The organism is Chryseobacterium panacisoli (genome assembly GCF_008274625.1).
GTDB classification, from domain to species: domain Bacteria; phylum Bacteroidota; class Bacteroidia; order Flavobacteriales; family Weeksellaceae; genus Chryseobacterium; species Chryseobacterium panacisoli.
Genome location: NZ_VTRU01000003.1, coordinates 24097 through 39188, shown reverse-complemented (window position 1 = coordinate 39188; position 15092 = coordinate 24097). Strand labels below are relative to the sequence as shown.

The 15092-nt window shown below is 37.4% G+C and carries 17 protein-coding genes and 1 tRNA gene; 4 read left to right on the top strand and 14 right to left on the bottom strand.

Going from position 1 to position 15092, the window contains the following annotated elements; genetic code table 11:
- Positions 1 to 54 precede the first annotated feature (54 nt).
- Positions 55 to 267 (top strand): glyceraldehyde-3-phosphate dehydrogenase, encoded by a 213-nt coding sequence (locus FW781_RS13310; protein WP_149387865.1) that lies wholly within the window; start codon positions 55 to 57, stop codon positions 265 to 267.
- A gap of 142 nt (positions 268 to 409) precedes the next feature.
- Positions 410 to 494, top strand: a tRNA-Ser gene (locus FW781_RS13305).
- Positions 495 to 548: 54 nt separating this feature from the next.
- Here the strand turns inward: FW781_RS13305 and arsB are convergent.
- The 7 genes from arsB to FW781_RS13270 all read right to left on the bottom strand — a co-directional run bounded on the left by arsB (position 549) and on the right by FW781_RS13270 (position 6421).
- Positions 549 to 1583: an ACR3 family arsenite efflux transporter gene (arsB, locus tag FW781_RS13300; protein ID WP_149387864.1), complete on the bottom strand. Its 1035-nt coding sequence runs from the start codon at positions 1581 to 1583 to the stop codon at positions 549 to 551.
- 1 nt (position 1584) lies between these two features.
- Positions 1585 to 2193, bottom strand: a complete 609-nt coding sequence (locus FW781_RS13295) for a low molecular weight phosphatase family protein (protein ID WP_149387863.1) — start codon at positions 2191 to 2193, stop codon at positions 1585 to 1587.
- Between the two features lie 22 nt (positions 2194 to 2215).
- Positions 2216 to 2689, bottom strand: coding sequence for a DUF6428 family protein (locus FW781_RS13290; RefSeq protein WP_149387862.1), 474 nt, complete (start codon positions 2687 to 2689; stop codon positions 2216 to 2218).
- Positions 2690 to 2760: 71 nt separating this feature from the next.
- Positions 2761 to 3081 (bottom strand): ArsR/SmtB family transcription factor, encoded by a 321-nt coding sequence (locus tag FW781_RS13285; protein WP_149387861.1) that lies wholly within the window; start codon positions 3079 to 3081, stop codon positions 2761 to 2763.
- A gap of 179 nt (positions 3082 to 3260) precedes the next feature.
- Positions 3261 to 4205 carry an MBL fold metallo-hydrolase gene (locus tag FW781_RS13280; RefSeq protein WP_149388275.1) on the bottom strand — a complete coding sequence of 315 codons (945 nt, stop codon included), beginning with the start codon at positions 4203 to 4205 and terminating at the stop codon, positions 3261 to 3263.
- Positions 4206 to 4405: 200 nt separating this feature from the next.
- Entirely contained in the window at positions 4406 to 5527 is a 1122-nt protein-coding gene (locus FW781_RS13275; RefSeq protein WP_149387860.1) for an agmatine deiminase family protein, read from the bottom strand.
- 69 nt (positions 5528 to 5596) lie between these two features.
- On the bottom strand, positions 5597 to 6421 hold the full coding sequence (locus tag FW781_RS13270; protein WP_149387859.1) for an AraC family transcriptional regulator: 825 nt from the start codon (positions 6419 to 6421) through the stop codon (positions 5597 to 5599).
- A 168-nt stretch (positions 6422 to 6589) separates the two neighbouring features.
- Between FW781_RS13270 and FW781_RS13265 the strand changes: the two genes are divergently transcribed.
- Positions 6590 to 6838 carry a DUF92 domain-containing protein gene (locus FW781_RS13265; protein ID WP_149387858.1) on the top strand — a complete coding sequence of 83 codons (249 nt, stop codon included), beginning with the start codon at positions 6590 to 6592 and terminating at the stop codon, positions 6836 to 6838.
- Entirely contained in the window at positions 6839 to 7246 is a 408-nt protein-coding gene (locus FW781_RS13260) for a YybH family protein (RefSeq protein ID WP_149387857.1), read from the top strand. It abuts the gene before it with no gap.
- 157 nt (positions 7247 to 7403) lie between these two features.
- Here the strand turns inward: FW781_RS13260 and FW781_RS13255 are convergent, their stop codons facing one another.
- The 7 genes from FW781_RS13255 to FW781_RS13225 form a co-directional block, all read right to left on the bottom strand.
- Positions 7404 to 8858 (bottom strand): sigma 54-interacting transcriptional regulator, encoded by a 1455-nt coding sequence (locus FW781_RS13255; RefSeq protein WP_149387856.1) that lies wholly within the window; start codon positions 8856 to 8858, stop codon positions 7404 to 7406.
- A gap of 69 nt (positions 8859 to 8927) precedes the next feature.
- On the bottom strand, positions 8928 to 10067 hold the full coding sequence (locus FW781_RS13250; RefSeq protein WP_149387855.1) for a vWA domain-containing protein: 1140 nt from the start codon (positions 10065 to 10067) through the stop codon (positions 8928 to 8930).
- A gap of 297 nt (positions 10068 to 10364) precedes the next feature.
- Positions 10365 to 10787 carry a PaaI family thioesterase gene (locus FW781_RS13245; protein WP_228720198.1) on the bottom strand — a complete coding sequence of 141 codons (423 nt, stop codon included), beginning with the start codon at positions 10785 to 10787 and terminating at the stop codon, positions 10365 to 10367.
- A complete protein-coding gene (locus tag FW781_RS13240) occupies positions 10780 to 11190 on the bottom strand; it encodes a DUF2000 domain-containing protein (RefSeq protein ID WP_149387853.1) in 411 nt (136 codons plus the stop codon). The genes FW781_RS13245 and FW781_RS13240 overlap by 8 nt, the downstream gene beginning before the upstream one ends.
- A gap of 4 nt (positions 11191 to 11194) precedes the next feature.
- Positions 11195 to 12157 (bottom strand): bifunctional helix-turn-helix transcriptional regulator/GNAT family N-acetyltransferase, encoded by a 963-nt coding sequence (locus tag FW781_RS13235; RefSeq protein WP_149387852.1) that lies wholly within the window; start codon positions 12155 to 12157, stop codon positions 11195 to 11197.
- A gap of 15 nt (positions 12158 to 12172) precedes the next feature.
- Positions 12173 to 12991, bottom strand: coding sequence for a 3-methyl-2-oxobutanoate hydroxymethyltransferase (gene panB / locus FW781_RS13230; RefSeq protein WP_149387851.1), 819 nt, complete (start codon positions 12989 to 12991; stop codon positions 12173 to 12175).
- Between the two features lie 329 nt (positions 12992 to 13320).
- Positions 13321 to 15090 (bottom strand): flavin monoamine oxidase family protein, encoded by a 1770-nt coding sequence (locus FW781_RS13225; protein ID WP_149387850.1) that lies wholly within the window; start codon positions 15088 to 15090, stop codon positions 13321 to 13323.
- Positions 15091 to 15092: the final 2 nt, after the last annotated feature.

The following is a 15092-nucleotide window of genomic DNA, read 5'->3' as shown; positions in this document are numbered from 1 at the left end:
ATGTCTTCCTACTTAAAGTAAAATTCCTACATTTAGCAACTCATAAAAAAGAATATGGAAAAAAAAGTCATCAAAATAACACACGTTACCGGAACCTACATCATTGAGGTTCCCAATGGAGCTCTTAATGATATGAAAACCCAGTTGGACAAGTGTCTTAACGATGAACAAGGGGCTATTGTAGTGAAGGGAGAAGATGGAGATCAGTTTGTATATCCGTCCGAACTTTTAAAAAACAGCTTCATTGCAATCGTAGACAAGGAATAGATGATATGTTCGGGAAAAATAATTCCCTTGATTTCTAGTCTATTATTAAGTTTTGTTAAAATTTGTGTGGCAAAAGTTTTGCGGAAATTAAAAATCGTTCTATATTTGCACCACTGAAAACAACGGTATAGCCGGAGTTTAGGGAGAGTTGGCAGAGTGGTCGATTGCGGCAGTCTTGAAAACTGTTGACTGTAACAGGTCCGGGGGTTCGAATCCCTCACTCTCCGCAAAGAAAGCCTTGAATCGAATGATTCAAGGCTTTTTTATAAGATATTTTGTTATCACACATGATACCATTTCTTTTTCAATAATAATCCTGCTTTTACCAGAAGCATCAATACAGGAACTTCCACCAATGGTCCAATCACACCTACAAATGCCTGCGGTGAATGAATGCCGAAAACAGAGATGGCAACAGCAATGGCCAGCTCAAAGTTGTTTCCGGTTGCTGTAAAGGCTATTGATGCATTTTTATCATAAGGAATTTTTAATGATTTGTTGATCATAAAGCTCATAAAAAACATGAGAACAAAATAGATGATCAGCGGTACTGCTACTTTTATCACGTCCATAGGCAGTTCCAATATTTTGGTCCCTTTTAAGCTAAACATCAGTACGATCGTAAATAATAAAGCATACAGTGTAACAGGAGATATCTGAGGTATGAATTTTCTGTTATACCACACTGTACCTTTTGATTTTATCAGAAAATAACGACTAAGAAAACTCGCCAGAAAAGGAATTCCGAGGTATATCAAGACACTTTCCGTAATATCTTTCACAGACACAGTTACATTGAAACTGGCCAGTCCTAATTGAGCGGGAAGTACATTGATAAACAGCCAAACCATAAAACTATAAGTAAACACCTGAAAAATACTGTTTAAAGCAACCAACAAAGCAGCATATTCTCTGTTACCTTTAGCGAGGTCATTCCAGACAATTACCATAGCAATACATCTTGCCAGTCCGATTAGTATCAGACCTGACATATAATCAGGTTCATGTCTTAAAAAAAGAACCGCGAGGGCAAACATAAGGGCTGGACCGATGATCCAGTTGAGAAATAAGGAAATGCCGATCACTTTTTTATCTTTAAATACTAATGGCAGAAGGGAATAGTCAACCTTTGCCAATGGTGGATACATCATAAGAATAAGTCCAATTGCCAGAGGAATATTGGTAGTTCCTACAGACTGGGAGTTGATGATGTTAGGAATAGCCGGAAACAAATGTCCCAAAGCTATCCCAATACCCATAGCAAGGAATATCCATAATGTGAGATAACGATCCAGAAACTTTAATCTTGGCTGCATATTATTGGATTTTAGAAAAAACATAGAACATTTCTTCTGCAATTTGTAAGCTTCGCTTTGTATATACACCTGTTTGTTCAGGGGTATTGTCTGAAACTTTTGGGTCTTCAAATGTTATAGGAATTCTTTTTTCTGCTCCTGGGATGAACGGACATCCGCCATCTGCCTGCGAACAGGTCATAATTGCTGCAAATCCGGAAACGGGATTGAAAGGACTGTCATATTTTTTTGAAAAACCTATAACGGGGAGGGTATTGCCATCATATTTTATGGCATATATGGGATTATCTGAAATTGCAATACTGAATACTGTAAACCCCTGCTCAGCTAAAGTTTCTGCTATCTTGGGGAATAATGCCGTTGTTTCCGTACCTCCGGAGTAGCTATGAACTCCCGGGATCGTAAAAAAAGCAGCCGCTGCCTGTGCCCAAACCTGCGTCAAATGACTACGGCGCGAATTGTGCGTGCAGATAAAATTCAGATTGACTTCTTTCCCCTCATTTACTTTTTGCTGAATGTAGCTAACCAATGGTTCCAGAATCTCTTTTCTGCTGGTCTCTATATTTTCCCATTGTAAAGATTGAACCGTGTTTAATAATTCTTGATACATCTATCTATTTTATAAGGTTTAATTAGCAGCAGCCTGAAGCCGGATTACAAGCTGATTTTGGGTTTGCAGACAATTCAGAAAGATTTTTCTTTTGTTTTTCAGAAGGAATTCCGCATGCTTCCTGATCAAGACAGGCTGTTGTTTTGTTTTTCAGGACAAAATTTTTACCGTTAAATTCCAGATCATATTTACCGATAGTTTCTCCCTGATATTCTACTTCAATTTCTGAATTTTCTATTCCCAGTTTTTCTTCAGAAAGTTGAATGATATGCAGCAGTTTTCCCGGTTTCAGACGGTGTTCATAATCATCAGCATTCCATAGCTGAAAGTTGACCGCCTTTTCATTTCGGATTACACCGCCACAATCGATGAAGTTTTTTGTAATCTGACCTACTTCTGTTACATGGAAATGCTCAGGTACAAAAGTGCTGTTTTCCAATTGAAATTCTACATTTTCCAGTGTCGGAAGGATTTTTTTGATTTCAGATAGTTTCATTAGATTAAAATTTATTAGTGTTATATTGCAATATTACGATTATGATGTTCAAAAAAAATGCCTTAACAGCATTATTTTATCGTAACATCCTGATTAAAAAACAGGTTGAATTCGTTTTGAAATTGTTTCCAGGTACTTTCATTAATACAGTAGCATACTGATTTTCCTTCAATTGAACCTTTGATGATTCCGATATTCTTCAGCTCTTTTAAATGTTGCGAGATAGTAGCCTGAGCCAAACCAAGCTCTTCAACCAAATCATTACAGATGCATGCCTTTTGATTAATAATATATTGTAAAATAGCTATTCTGGCAGGATGTCCCAAAACTTTAAGAAGGGAAGCTAATCTGTTTTGTTCGTCAGTATAGATTTCTGTTTTAGTAACTCCCATTATTTTTATTTTAATATTGCAATATTACGATATTAAAATATGATAAACATGAAAACCTTAATTAATTTTAGTGATTTGTTTTTAAATAACTGATTTGTATTTAGTTAAAATTATTGATAAGTTGTAATGTCGAAAATAAAAAAGATGAAACAGAGATATGCTTCATCTTTTGATTTGTTTTATGGTAAACTAATCTTTTTGCCTTGTTCCGGGAAAATATAATTTACTTTCAGAGGATTGTTTTTCAAGAGTTCCTTTTTGATAAGTTCAGGGTTATCACCTGTTGGTTTTCTATGAGTAACTACAATACTGAGTCCTTCAAGGCTGCTTTGTCCTGTTTTTTCTTTCAGTTTGCTTAGTTCTTCAGTCAAAAGATTAGGAGTAAGGTGTCCGAACAGCAGATGTTCAGGCTGACTGTTTGGGAAAGAAACTTCAATTAATATGGTGTTTAACTGTCTTTTTTTAACAAGAGGAGCGATAGTGTTCCAAAGGTGATCAAGCCGGTCAGACTTTTCAATGCGGTCAGCACCCGTGTCACCCAGATAAAGAAGGTAATGATCATCTTTTCTTACCAATGCTGCACTGCTTTTATAGGGAGCTACATGGCTCAGCTCATATCCGGTAATAAAGAAAGGTGTTTTAGGAGCCGGAATTTCCGTTCCTTCCTTAAGTTCATTATAGTGGTATTTTCCAAGGATCGGTTTTTGTCCCTGATCAGCAAAATTGATCCAGGTATCTGTGATAAAATAATGATTCTGCAAAATCTGAATCACCGGAGCGATAGCGAAAATATCTTTTTTAGAGTCAGCCGGAGAATTGATAATAAGGCCTGATAAGTGGTCTAAATGACCATGGGATACAAAATATCCTTTTATCTGATCTTTTAAAACTGTTTCTGCTGATCCTTCAAGGCTTTTCAGTTCAATTGCTTTTCGTATTCCTGCATTTACAGTGCCGGCATCAAGGCAGAGAAATGCATTGTCTTTCGGAGCGCCTACCAGATAGGCTGATAAATTGTCTTCCTGCTCACCGCCATAGATCCCTAAGGGAATCACATCAAAATTTTGTGCATTGCAAACAATATTCAGAAGAAGGGCCAATAAAGAAACTGCTGTTTTTTTCATAATACTTACACTGGAAACCATCATTTTATGAGATGACATGGCAAATTTACGCTATTTTTTGGCGAATGCCTTTCAGTTGTAATAACAAATAGGGCATAATGAGGTTAAGTATTTAAAAATCTGAGTAAACAATATTTTGTATATAAATAGATAAAGTCTGCAGAACAATCAGCAGACTTTATCTATTGGAAGTATTTGTTTTATTGTGGCTGCTGCTGCGTTACACAATGTACCATTCCGCCATTGGCAAATAAATTACGGCAGTCTATTCCAACAACCTGTTTACCGGGATACAGCTGTTGGATGATATTGTTGGCAACGGCATCATTCGGATCATTATAATTAGGAACCAATACGCGGTTATTTGCAATATAATAGTTGATGTAAGAAGCACGGCCTACATTTTTTCCGTAAGTGGTTATCACATCATTCCTTGTTAAAGGTACTTTTACAAAATTATAAGGAGACCCGCTTTTTGTGGTAGCATCATATAATTTATCAATGTCGCTGTCAGGAACCTGCCAATAGTTCAGATCATCAGGATTCATTGTGATAATGGTAGACGAATTGGCAAATCTGGCAAAACCGTCAATATGCATATCGGTGATATCAAGACCTGCTTTTCCATTTAGCCAGATAAATTTAGTTACCCCTAAGTTTTTGGTAAATATAGCTTCTGCCTGCTGTTGTGTCATCCCCGGATTTCTATTGTTATTAAGGATGGAACTTTTACAGGCCATTAATACTCCGTTTCCGTCAATTTCCACACTTCCGCCCTCATTGACCATCACAGAATTGAGATTGATTTTCGGGATATTGGTATCTGCTGCTATTTTAGATGGAATTGCATTGCATTTGCTGTAATCAGCTTTGCTGCCCCAGCCGTTAAATCCCCAATCCTGAATGAATAACTGTCCGTTTTGATCTTTTACATAAATAGGACCGTTATCTCTAATCCAGAAATCATCTGTCTGATAAAGTTTGAAATTGATATTGGTAAGGGGGACTCCTGCACTGTTTAATAAGTCTGTGATACGGTTTTTCTCTATATTATCGTAAGCAATGATATGAACTTTTTCACTTTGTACCAGTTCTTTGGTCATCGCTACCCAGGTTGCATCCAGTCGGTTACGGTAGGTGATTCCATATTGATACTGATGTGGCCATTGAAGCCAGGTTCCTTCATGGGCTGCAGATTCTTCCGGCATCTTGTAAATAACAGTACCGGCATTTGTTACCTCCGGAGGCTCTGGTACTTCTGTCTGAGAACAGGAAAGTAAAATAGCTGGTAATAGCAGGGACATGATTTTCTTTTTTTGCATAATTGGTTGATTTTTAACAGGGCAAAATTAGATCGATAAAAATGTGAAAACTTGTCCCAAATTGACAATTTATTTCAAAGGCAGTAAAATATAAGTTAAATGATTTTCCTGGTTATCTTCATTGTCAGCATGTCTTTTATATTGTTCTATGATAGGAGCGTGTGAAAATTCAAGACCGGAATTAAAAATCCAGCGGGAATAGATTTTAGTGTACGTTTCGTCTATAGTTTCATAACTTCCTGTATGGATGAAACGGGCATATTTACCTCCGAATATTGTTTTTGAAGGCAGTTTTTTGTTGAAAGATTGTACAGAAGCACATGAATCATACCGGCAGCTGATTTCAGTTTTAATCAACGGCTCATCTGCTATTACGCCAAAATATTCTGTTCCGGCATCAGGAAATTTATTTTCCATGAATTTTTCCCACAATACTTCAATTTCTTCATTGTTATAAAAGGTTTTAATACTCTGATAATATACCTGCAGTGATTTGAGATAGACAATTTCTGGTTCCAGCAGTTCATCAGATGTTATCGGAGTGATCTCGTCTTCACACAAAAGCTTTTCTTTACTTAATCTCGCTGCTTTTGGAGAAATCCCGAAATGCTGTTTGAAAGCCTTGGAAAAAGAAGCGATATTGGCAAAACCTACTTCAATGGCAATGGACGTAAGGTTTTCCTGGGTATAAAGAATCCGCTTATAGGCATTTTCAACCTTTAATCTTTGCTGAAAGGCACCTATTGTTTCTCCGCAGCTATACTTAAAAATACGCTGGATATTCCGGTAAGAATAATGTGAAATATCTTCCAGTTCCTTTACAGAAACAGGCCGATCATAATTCTTTTCCATGAAATTGATGACTCTGTAAATAGAATTCAGGTTGTCTTCCATAAGTTTTGAAATTTTCAGAAATAGACAGCTTGAAATAAATTACAAATAAAAGAAATAAAAAAATGTCTTGGCAATATTGTATTTTAGCTTTCGGTAAAAATAAATTTCAGAACAATAATTTTTGTTATTTTAAAAACCAAAAACCAACCAAAAAACTTGAAATGAGCTATGGAAAAAGAATTATCACAATTAACCGACCATGAATTATTAGAAAAGAAAAAAGAAATCAAATCCAATAACATTCTCAATGCTGTACTCCTGGGAGTAATGGTAGGTATTTCGATTTATAGTACCATAACTGGCGGTTTCGGATTTCTGACAGTTTTGCCATTATTTTTTGTAGGTTCTATTGTTAGTCGCTGGAATAAAAATAAGAAACAATTAGAAGAAGAATTAAACTCCAGAAATCTGAAATAAATGCAGGACTTTAACAGACAAACAGAAGAAGGGGCAGTAGCCTATTTCCGTCACTGTATAAAAAATGGAGATGCAGCAGGAGCATTAAGCTGTTTTCATCCTGAAGCTGTCTACATTGGCAGAGATGGGAGAGAGCTGAGAGGACTGGAACAAATAAGTCTGGCAATGAATGAGATCTGCAGATTAAGGCTGGATATACAAGGAGAAGCTCCACATGTAACTGTTGTGAATGATCTTGCGATGTGGCTTGATCAATGGGAAATGACGGGAACTGCTCCTGATGGACATTTGATACACATGACTGGTCATACTTCGTGCATTATGAAAAGAAATGATGAAGGGGAGTGGTTATGGCTGGTCGACAATCCTTTTGGAGCTGCTATACTTAAAAATGATAATATGGTATAGAGGCTAAAATAATCTGATTGAGAATCAATTTATGAGGCTTTTTAATTCCTGTTCCTGACTCTTGACAAGGATTAGGACAAATTCTCGCAGAAACAAATAAAAAAACCTTCAGAACTGATCTGAAGGTTTTTTATGTTTAATCTGTAAGATATTGATTTTAATTACGCAGAAACTGACCGATACCTGGTGAATCAAAAGTAAAGGCATTCTGACTTTCAGACTTATCAATTTTATTACTGATAGTCAATGCCCATAATACCAATTCTTTGCAGAAATTCTGATCTTCCGGACTCAGTTCAGATGTATTTTCTTCCACTACAGCAGTGAGAGGAGCTATCTTATCGAGTTTAGCATAAAACTCTTCATCGGTATCATTATAATTAAGCTCCAGATGATTTTTATTGAACCATCTGATGAGGTCGGTATAAGGAGTTTTGATCCCTTCTTTTTCAAGTTTGGAGATACGTGGGAACAGACTTTCAAATTGGGCCATCACCGCTTTGTCAATCAATATTTTGGCAACATAATCTGCACCTTCCTGTTCTCCTTCATAGACCAGCTCAATTTTTCCTGTGATAGAGGGAATAATAGACATGAAATCAAGCAGGCGGACAGTGGTTCGCTCAGCTCCGGATTCAATCAAACGTAATTTAGCGGCTGCGATTAAATTCTCCATGGCGCTGATGGTCAGACGTGCACTCACACCGCTTTTTGCATCTACATATTCACTGATGCGGGCTGCAAAAGCTACTTCCTCCAAAAGATCTTTCGCCAGGTCAGGAATCTGGATCTGTGCTTTATCTTCAGCAGAAATCAATGCTTCCTGTTCTGTGATCTGGCGGGCAAGGGCAATTGTTTTTGGATAATGGGTGAAGATCTGAGACCCGATTCTGTCTTTTAATGGAGTTACAATACTTCCTCTGTTGGTATAGTCTTCCGGATTGGCTGTGAAAACGAACTGAATATCAAGAGGCATTCTCAGTTGAAATCCGCGGATCTGAATATCACCTTCCTGCAAAATATTAAACAGGGAAACCTGGATGCGTGCCTGTAAATCCGGCAGTTCATTTAAAACAAAAATAGAACGGTTAGCACGCGGAATCATTCCGTAATGTAAAACACGTTCATCGGAATAAGGAAGTTTTAAAGTAGCCGCTTTAATGGGATCTATATCGCCAATTAAATCAGCAACATTCACATCGGGAGTAGCCAGTTTTTCATAGAAACGGTGAGAGCGGTGTACCCACGAAATTGGAGTTTCATCACCCTGCTCTGCAATGAGATCTCTGGCAAATTTTGAAATCGGATGAAACGGACTGTCATTGATTTCTGACCCTTTTACAATAGGCATATATTCATCCAACAGATTGACCATGCTTCTTGCAATTTTTGTTTTTGCCTGACCGCGTAAACCCAACAAATTGATGTGGTGACCGGCAAGAATGGCTTTCTTCAATTGGGGAACCACAATGTCTTCATAGCCCCATAGCCCTTCAAATACGGGTTCTTTAGCTTTAATCCTGGCAATCAGGTTTGCCTGGATTTCCTCATTGATCGTTTTATGGGTATAACCGGAGTCTTTTAATTCTTTGAATGTAATATCGTTTTTCATTTTCTTGTACTGCTAATTATCTGGTAAGATTTTTATTTTACTGCTTTGATGAAGTCTGAAATCCGACCTCTATATCCTTCTTATTCTGTTTTTTTCGTAATCCTCGAAGATCATTTGTCCTAAACCTGATAGCCCTGTCAGAAATGCCTTTCCTTTGTTCTGAGCTGTAAACTCTTCTACAAACTGACGCAGATATGGATCTTGGGCAATCATGAAAGTAGTGATGGGGATTTTCAGTTTTCTGGCCTGTGCTGCTCTGTTGAGGCATTGGGTGACGATCTTTTCATCCAAACCAAAACTGTTCATATAAAACTCACCACTAGGCAGCTGAATGCAGCTAGGTTTCCCGTCAGTGATCATGAAAATCTGTTTGTTGGTATTTCTTTTTCTGCGGAGAATATCCATTGCCAGTTCCAGACCGGCTACCGTATTGGTATGATATGGGCCTACTTTTAAATAGGGCAGATCTTTGATCTTGATTGGCCATGCTTCATTTCCAAAAACAATGATATCAATGGAATCTTTGGGGTATTTCCGTTTAATAAGTTCTACAAGTGCCATGGCAACCTTTTTCGCTGGTGTAATACGGTCTTCACCATATAAGATCATGGAGTGGCTGATGTCTATCATGAGGACGGTACTCATTTGTGCCTTGTGTTTGGTTTCTTCTACAATGAGGTCGTCTTCTGTAAGGCGCAGATCTGAAATTCCGTTATTGATCTGTGCATTTTTTAAGCTTTCAGTCATATTTACGGCTGTAAGATCATCTCCATATTGAAAGGAGCGGTTTTCACCATCGCGTTCGTCACCGATTCCTGTTTTACTGGTACGGTGATTTCCTGCTCCGTTCTTCTTCAGTTTTCCGAAAATCTGATCTAAAGCATATTCACGGAGGGCTGCTTCCAGCTTTGGGGTTAATATATTTTTACCTTTTCCACTTCCGGTATTGCCTTCTTCAGGGTCTTCTTCTTTAATATACCCACGTTTTTTCAGATCTTCCTCAAAATCCTGAAGGGTATATTCCTCGTTGAAGATATCATATTCCTTATCAAGCATATCAAGCCACTCAAAGGCTTCCTCAAGATCTCCGGAGGTATGGGTAAGCAAATCTTTGAAAACATCAAAGACCCTGTCAAAATGTGATAATTCCTCCGGTACATGTTTGCTGAATATAAAACCTTTCTGAGGATTAAAATTTTTATCTGTCATAAGATGATGAATCTGTTTGCTGTTATGGCTTTTGAATTTTGAATATTTCAGTGTATTATACAATAAAACTGTCTGAAGTATTCTGTATTCCTTTACTTTGTTTCAAACTGAAAAGTTAGGAAATTATCACTTCAAGATTCCTTATGAGAAATAGAAAAAACTAATGATGGTGATATGGAATTAATATATAAGCTTATGGTTGTTATAAGTTATAAAAACGTTCTATATCATAGATTTACATTGAAAATGCACAAATAAAAATTTGTGCATAAGAGGGTGACCGGAGAAAAATCGGTTTTATGAAGGTATGGCAATCATAGTTGCTGTCATTTTTGCAATGAGTTTTTCTTCTTTTTGATCATAGACATAGCCTTCGCAAATGGTAAGTGTTCTTCCTGCGTTTAGAACTTTTCCAATGGCAACGAGCTTATCTGTATTGGCAGGTTTCATAAAATTAACTTTGAATTCTACTGTCAGTACATTAGAATTTTCGGGCATTGTTGTCAGAGCTGCATATCCGCAGGCACTGTCTACAATCGTTGTCAGAACGCCTGCGTGGAAAAAGCCGTTGTGCTGTGTCAGGTTTTCCGAAAATTTACAGGTAATTTTCACTTCTCCCTGTTGAACGTCTTCCAGACAAGCGCCTATTGTTTTCATAATTCCCTGCTTGTCGAAGCTGTTTTTTATTCTGTCGTACATAATGATTGGTTTTTTAATCATGAAATTTTAGTCCATCCAAAGCTTTATCAACTTTTTTATTTTCTCCGTATACAATCATACCTACCAGATCCAGGTTATCTGCAGTATGTTTTGCTATTTCTAAAACATTTTCTTCACCAGATCTTGTATCAAAGAGCTGTCGGGTATAGATTCCGATTGCCAGCTCACGGTCTTTTGACCGGCGGAATGCTCTTTGAATTTTTTCTGTACTGTCTGCTTTATAGACAAGGGTAGGATGCTTTATAAAAGCCAGGAATTCTTCATGGTCAGCCGTCACGAATTTATTACCGTGGGTTTCCGGAAATTCAATGGCAATACTTCCGGCCAGAAAAGAAACAACATTAAGCTTTTGCCATGGCAACAGGTCGTCTTTGATAACAACGGCTACTTTTTTATCGTACATATTTTTAATTTTTTATATCTAGTTCCATTTGAATATTACAACGCTGATAAGGTGTTAAACGTCCGGATACTTTCTTGAACCCCAGTTTGTAATACAGATTAATAGCGGGTTTCAGTATGGTATTACTTTCAAGATATATTTTTGATGCTCCGGCTTCTTTTGCTTTGCTGATGATAGCCTGTCCCAGCAGCCAGCCTAAATTCTTTCCTTGGGCTCTGGGAGATACAGCCATTTTTGCCAGCTCAAAATCATAATCAGGATCATCCATTTTGATAAGAGCACAGACCCCTAGAGGTTCATCATTATAGAGTGCGACAAGTATTTTTCCTCCTTTATTTAAAATATATTCTTCGGGGTTATCCAATGCTTTATAGTCGGCATCTTCCATTACAAAATAAGTAGAGATCCACTCTTCGTTGAGTGCTTTGAATGCAGACTGATATTTCGGTTCATAATCAACAATTTTTACATTTTTGCTCTCCCGTGCTTTCTTCTGTTCTTTTACTCTTGAAAGCAAAGATTTCTGTTCAAAAAGGTGCTCCCACTCGGCAAGCGCTTCCCAAAGATTGTGGGTAGCCTCTTCAATAATCCCATCAATAGCAAGATCTATATCTGCACATTGTACTGTTACCATTCTCTCTGCGAGCTGTTTTCCTTTCGCTGTTAAGCCTACTATATTTCTTCTCTTATCACTTGATTTAAGATTATCCTCAACCAATCCTGCCTTCAGCATTTCCTTGATAATTTTTGTTACTGAAGGTTGAGAGTGTCCAATTTGTTCAGCGATTTCAGTAATGGTTTGATTGCTTTCTTCATGCAAAACAAAAAATACAGGAAACCATTTTGGAGAAAAGTTTTCTACATTATACAGCTCATAAATTTTAGAAGCATCGTCGGTTACCTTTGCTGTCAGCAAACGAAGTCTACTTCCTAATGCCATTTTACCTGTTCTGTTGAATAAGTCCATATTTCAAGTTTTTTATTAATAGCTCTCAGTTTTGTTAGGGAAATTCATTGTTTTTACATCATCTATGTAATGCTGTGCAGCTTCTGTCATTACAGTATACAGATCTGCATACCGCCTTAAAAATTTGGGTGAAAAATCTTTGTTCATTCCCATTACATCTTGTATAACCAGTACCTGTCCGTCTGTCCCTGCACCTGCACCGATTCCTATTGTCGGGATAGATATCTGTTGAGTAATTTGAGCAGCGAGATCAGCCGGTATTTTTTCAAGTAATATTCCAAATACTCCCAATTCTTCCATTAACTGGCAATCTTCTATAAGTTTTTTTGCTTCGCCTTCTTCTTTTCCTCTTACAGCATACGTTCCATATTTATTGATGGATTGAGGCATTAACCCTAAATGAGCCATTACAGGAATACCGGCATCAATTATTTTTTTTACATCCTCCCTGATTTCTGCTCCACCTTCAATTTTAATGGCATCCGCACCCGTTTCCTGCATCATACGGATAGCTGCATCAAGAGATTTCAAAGGATTTCCAGATACGGTTCCAAATGGCATATCAGCGATCACCAAAGCTCTTTTTGTACCATTCACTACTGCTTTTGTATAATAGATCATCTGATCTAAGGTAATGCTTAATGTGGTTGGGTTTCCAATCATTGTATTGGATGCACTATCTCCCACAATGATTACATCAATTCCTGCTTCGTCAATGATCTTTGCAGTTGTATAATCATAAGCAGTCAAAACACTTATTTTTTCTCCTTGCTGCTTCATTTTTTTTAATTGAAGCGTGGTAATCTTTTTTTTATCTTCTTTATGAACTGACATTTTTATGTTTTTTTGTTTTAAACCAAGTTCCTGTACTTTTTCTACCCGAACCATTCCCAAATAGTAATAAAAGGAAAACATTTCTTGATCTTCTGTAGGTTTTTCTTAATAGTACATTCCATAACAACCAATTATATAACTGGTTATGCAAATGTAATAAATTAATGAATATTGCAATAAAATATTTTGGTTAAAAAATTATAAAATGAATTGAATGTGTTTAAATTGAGTGTGTTACGGTTTTTTATAATATGAATAAACAAAATAAAGCTCCGAAATAATCCGGAGCTTTATGGGTACACATCATCTTAATTATTATATATTCAAGATTACCATCCTAAATAATATTCACGATCCAGCCAGTATGGCCAGTCTAATTTAAAATGGGTCTGAAGCATTTTTTCAGCTTCACAGAAAGCACCTTCCACCCAGCCCTGCTGATCAGAATAGGCTTCCCCTATAATGTGGATTTGCTCATCCAGCAGTGGTTTTCTCATATAAGGCATGACATCTTTCACGGAGAAACCTGCTTTCCAGGCATGGTATCCTGCACCATAAGGATCATCTGTCCAGTCTCTGAAGTAGGTTACATAAGGCTGTGGAATATCGATACCGTGTAATTCTTTCAGCTGGTTTATCAATTCGTTGACCATGAATTCTGTGGCCTGAACGTCATCAAATTTGTGTAATTCTTCCATGGATGTAGACTTATTAGCTCTTACTTTGAACAGAACTTTGTCATCAGAAAGCGCTTTCCAGAACGTTTCCGTTTCCATATCACCATAACTTCCCAGCAACATTGAATTATCGTTTTCAGTATCAGTACCGAAATAGTAGCACTGTCTCATAGGCAAATCCGTAATGGAATGCCCGGAATAAATATCAAGATCTGTCCACCATGGACGGTCAAATCCCATCAGGATTTTAAATGCAGGCTCCATGATAATAGAACGGATATTTTTGTTCAGTTCCTGATGTCTGTTAGCGTCAAAAAAGAAATTATTCTGATCCAGAAGTTCGAGGGATTTTCTTGGCATACCTAATACTAAGGAATTCGCATACACTTTCCAGGTTGTATTGCTTTGTATATTCAGGAAAGTAAGTTCATATTTATGAGTATCAATCAAATGATGGTCTTTGGTGAAAGTAATCAGCTTATTTTCAGACCAGATGCGTGCTCCTTCATATTCCATATAAGCGTTGGCAATTGCATAAGCAATGCTGTCATATCCTTCTTCAATGGTTTTGTAGATAGTATTGGCAGAAAAGTCTCCTACCATATACGGAAATGCTTCAGCAGAATTCCAGTTGATGGTATTGGAATAATATCCTCCGGCATTGGCCAGAAATTCATAACCTTCCTGAGAAACCTGGTCTTTGATTAAATTCCAGAAACCGATATCATTTACCAGACGTTTGTCATAAGGAGAACCGGGGAAATTGTAAACCATTCTTGGTTTGATGGCATCCCAGTCTCTGCTGGTCAGTTTGAAAGAGTAATCATAACCATTGGGATCTGCAATAATCAGTTCTTTATAGTTTTCAGCCACCCATGCATCTGCCATTAAAACATTATAAATGATTTTATTGAATAGCTGGTCAGAGCTGAAGCCTTCATCTCCTTCGTTCAGATAATAGCGGGTAATCAGTTTGTTGTCATGTTTCTGTTCTTCTGTCCAGGCATTCTGTTTGAAACGCTCTTTTCGGATATACATCAGAAGTTTTTCAGGTTCTCCCATAGGGAATGGGACAGGAGTCATCTTGTCTTTTAATACAGGTGTTCTTTTGCTCGGATCTTCTTTCAAAGGATAACCCTCGATCAATGTGGTTACAATTTCCTGAGAAGTCAGATACCGCATTCCTCCCAGTTCGCCCCAGAAATTCATTCCGGGCATAACGACCGATTCCAGTCTTCCGCCCAATCTGTCACTCATATCGAAGACCTGTACTTCATGAGCCTTATACTTATGATCGGTTACCAAACGGAAAGCGGTGTATAGTCCGGAAGTTCCGGCGCCAATAATTGCAACTTCTACCTTCAGATCGGGCTGCATTCCCGGATACAGCGGTGTGTCTTTATTTACGTTTTTTTGATTCATGG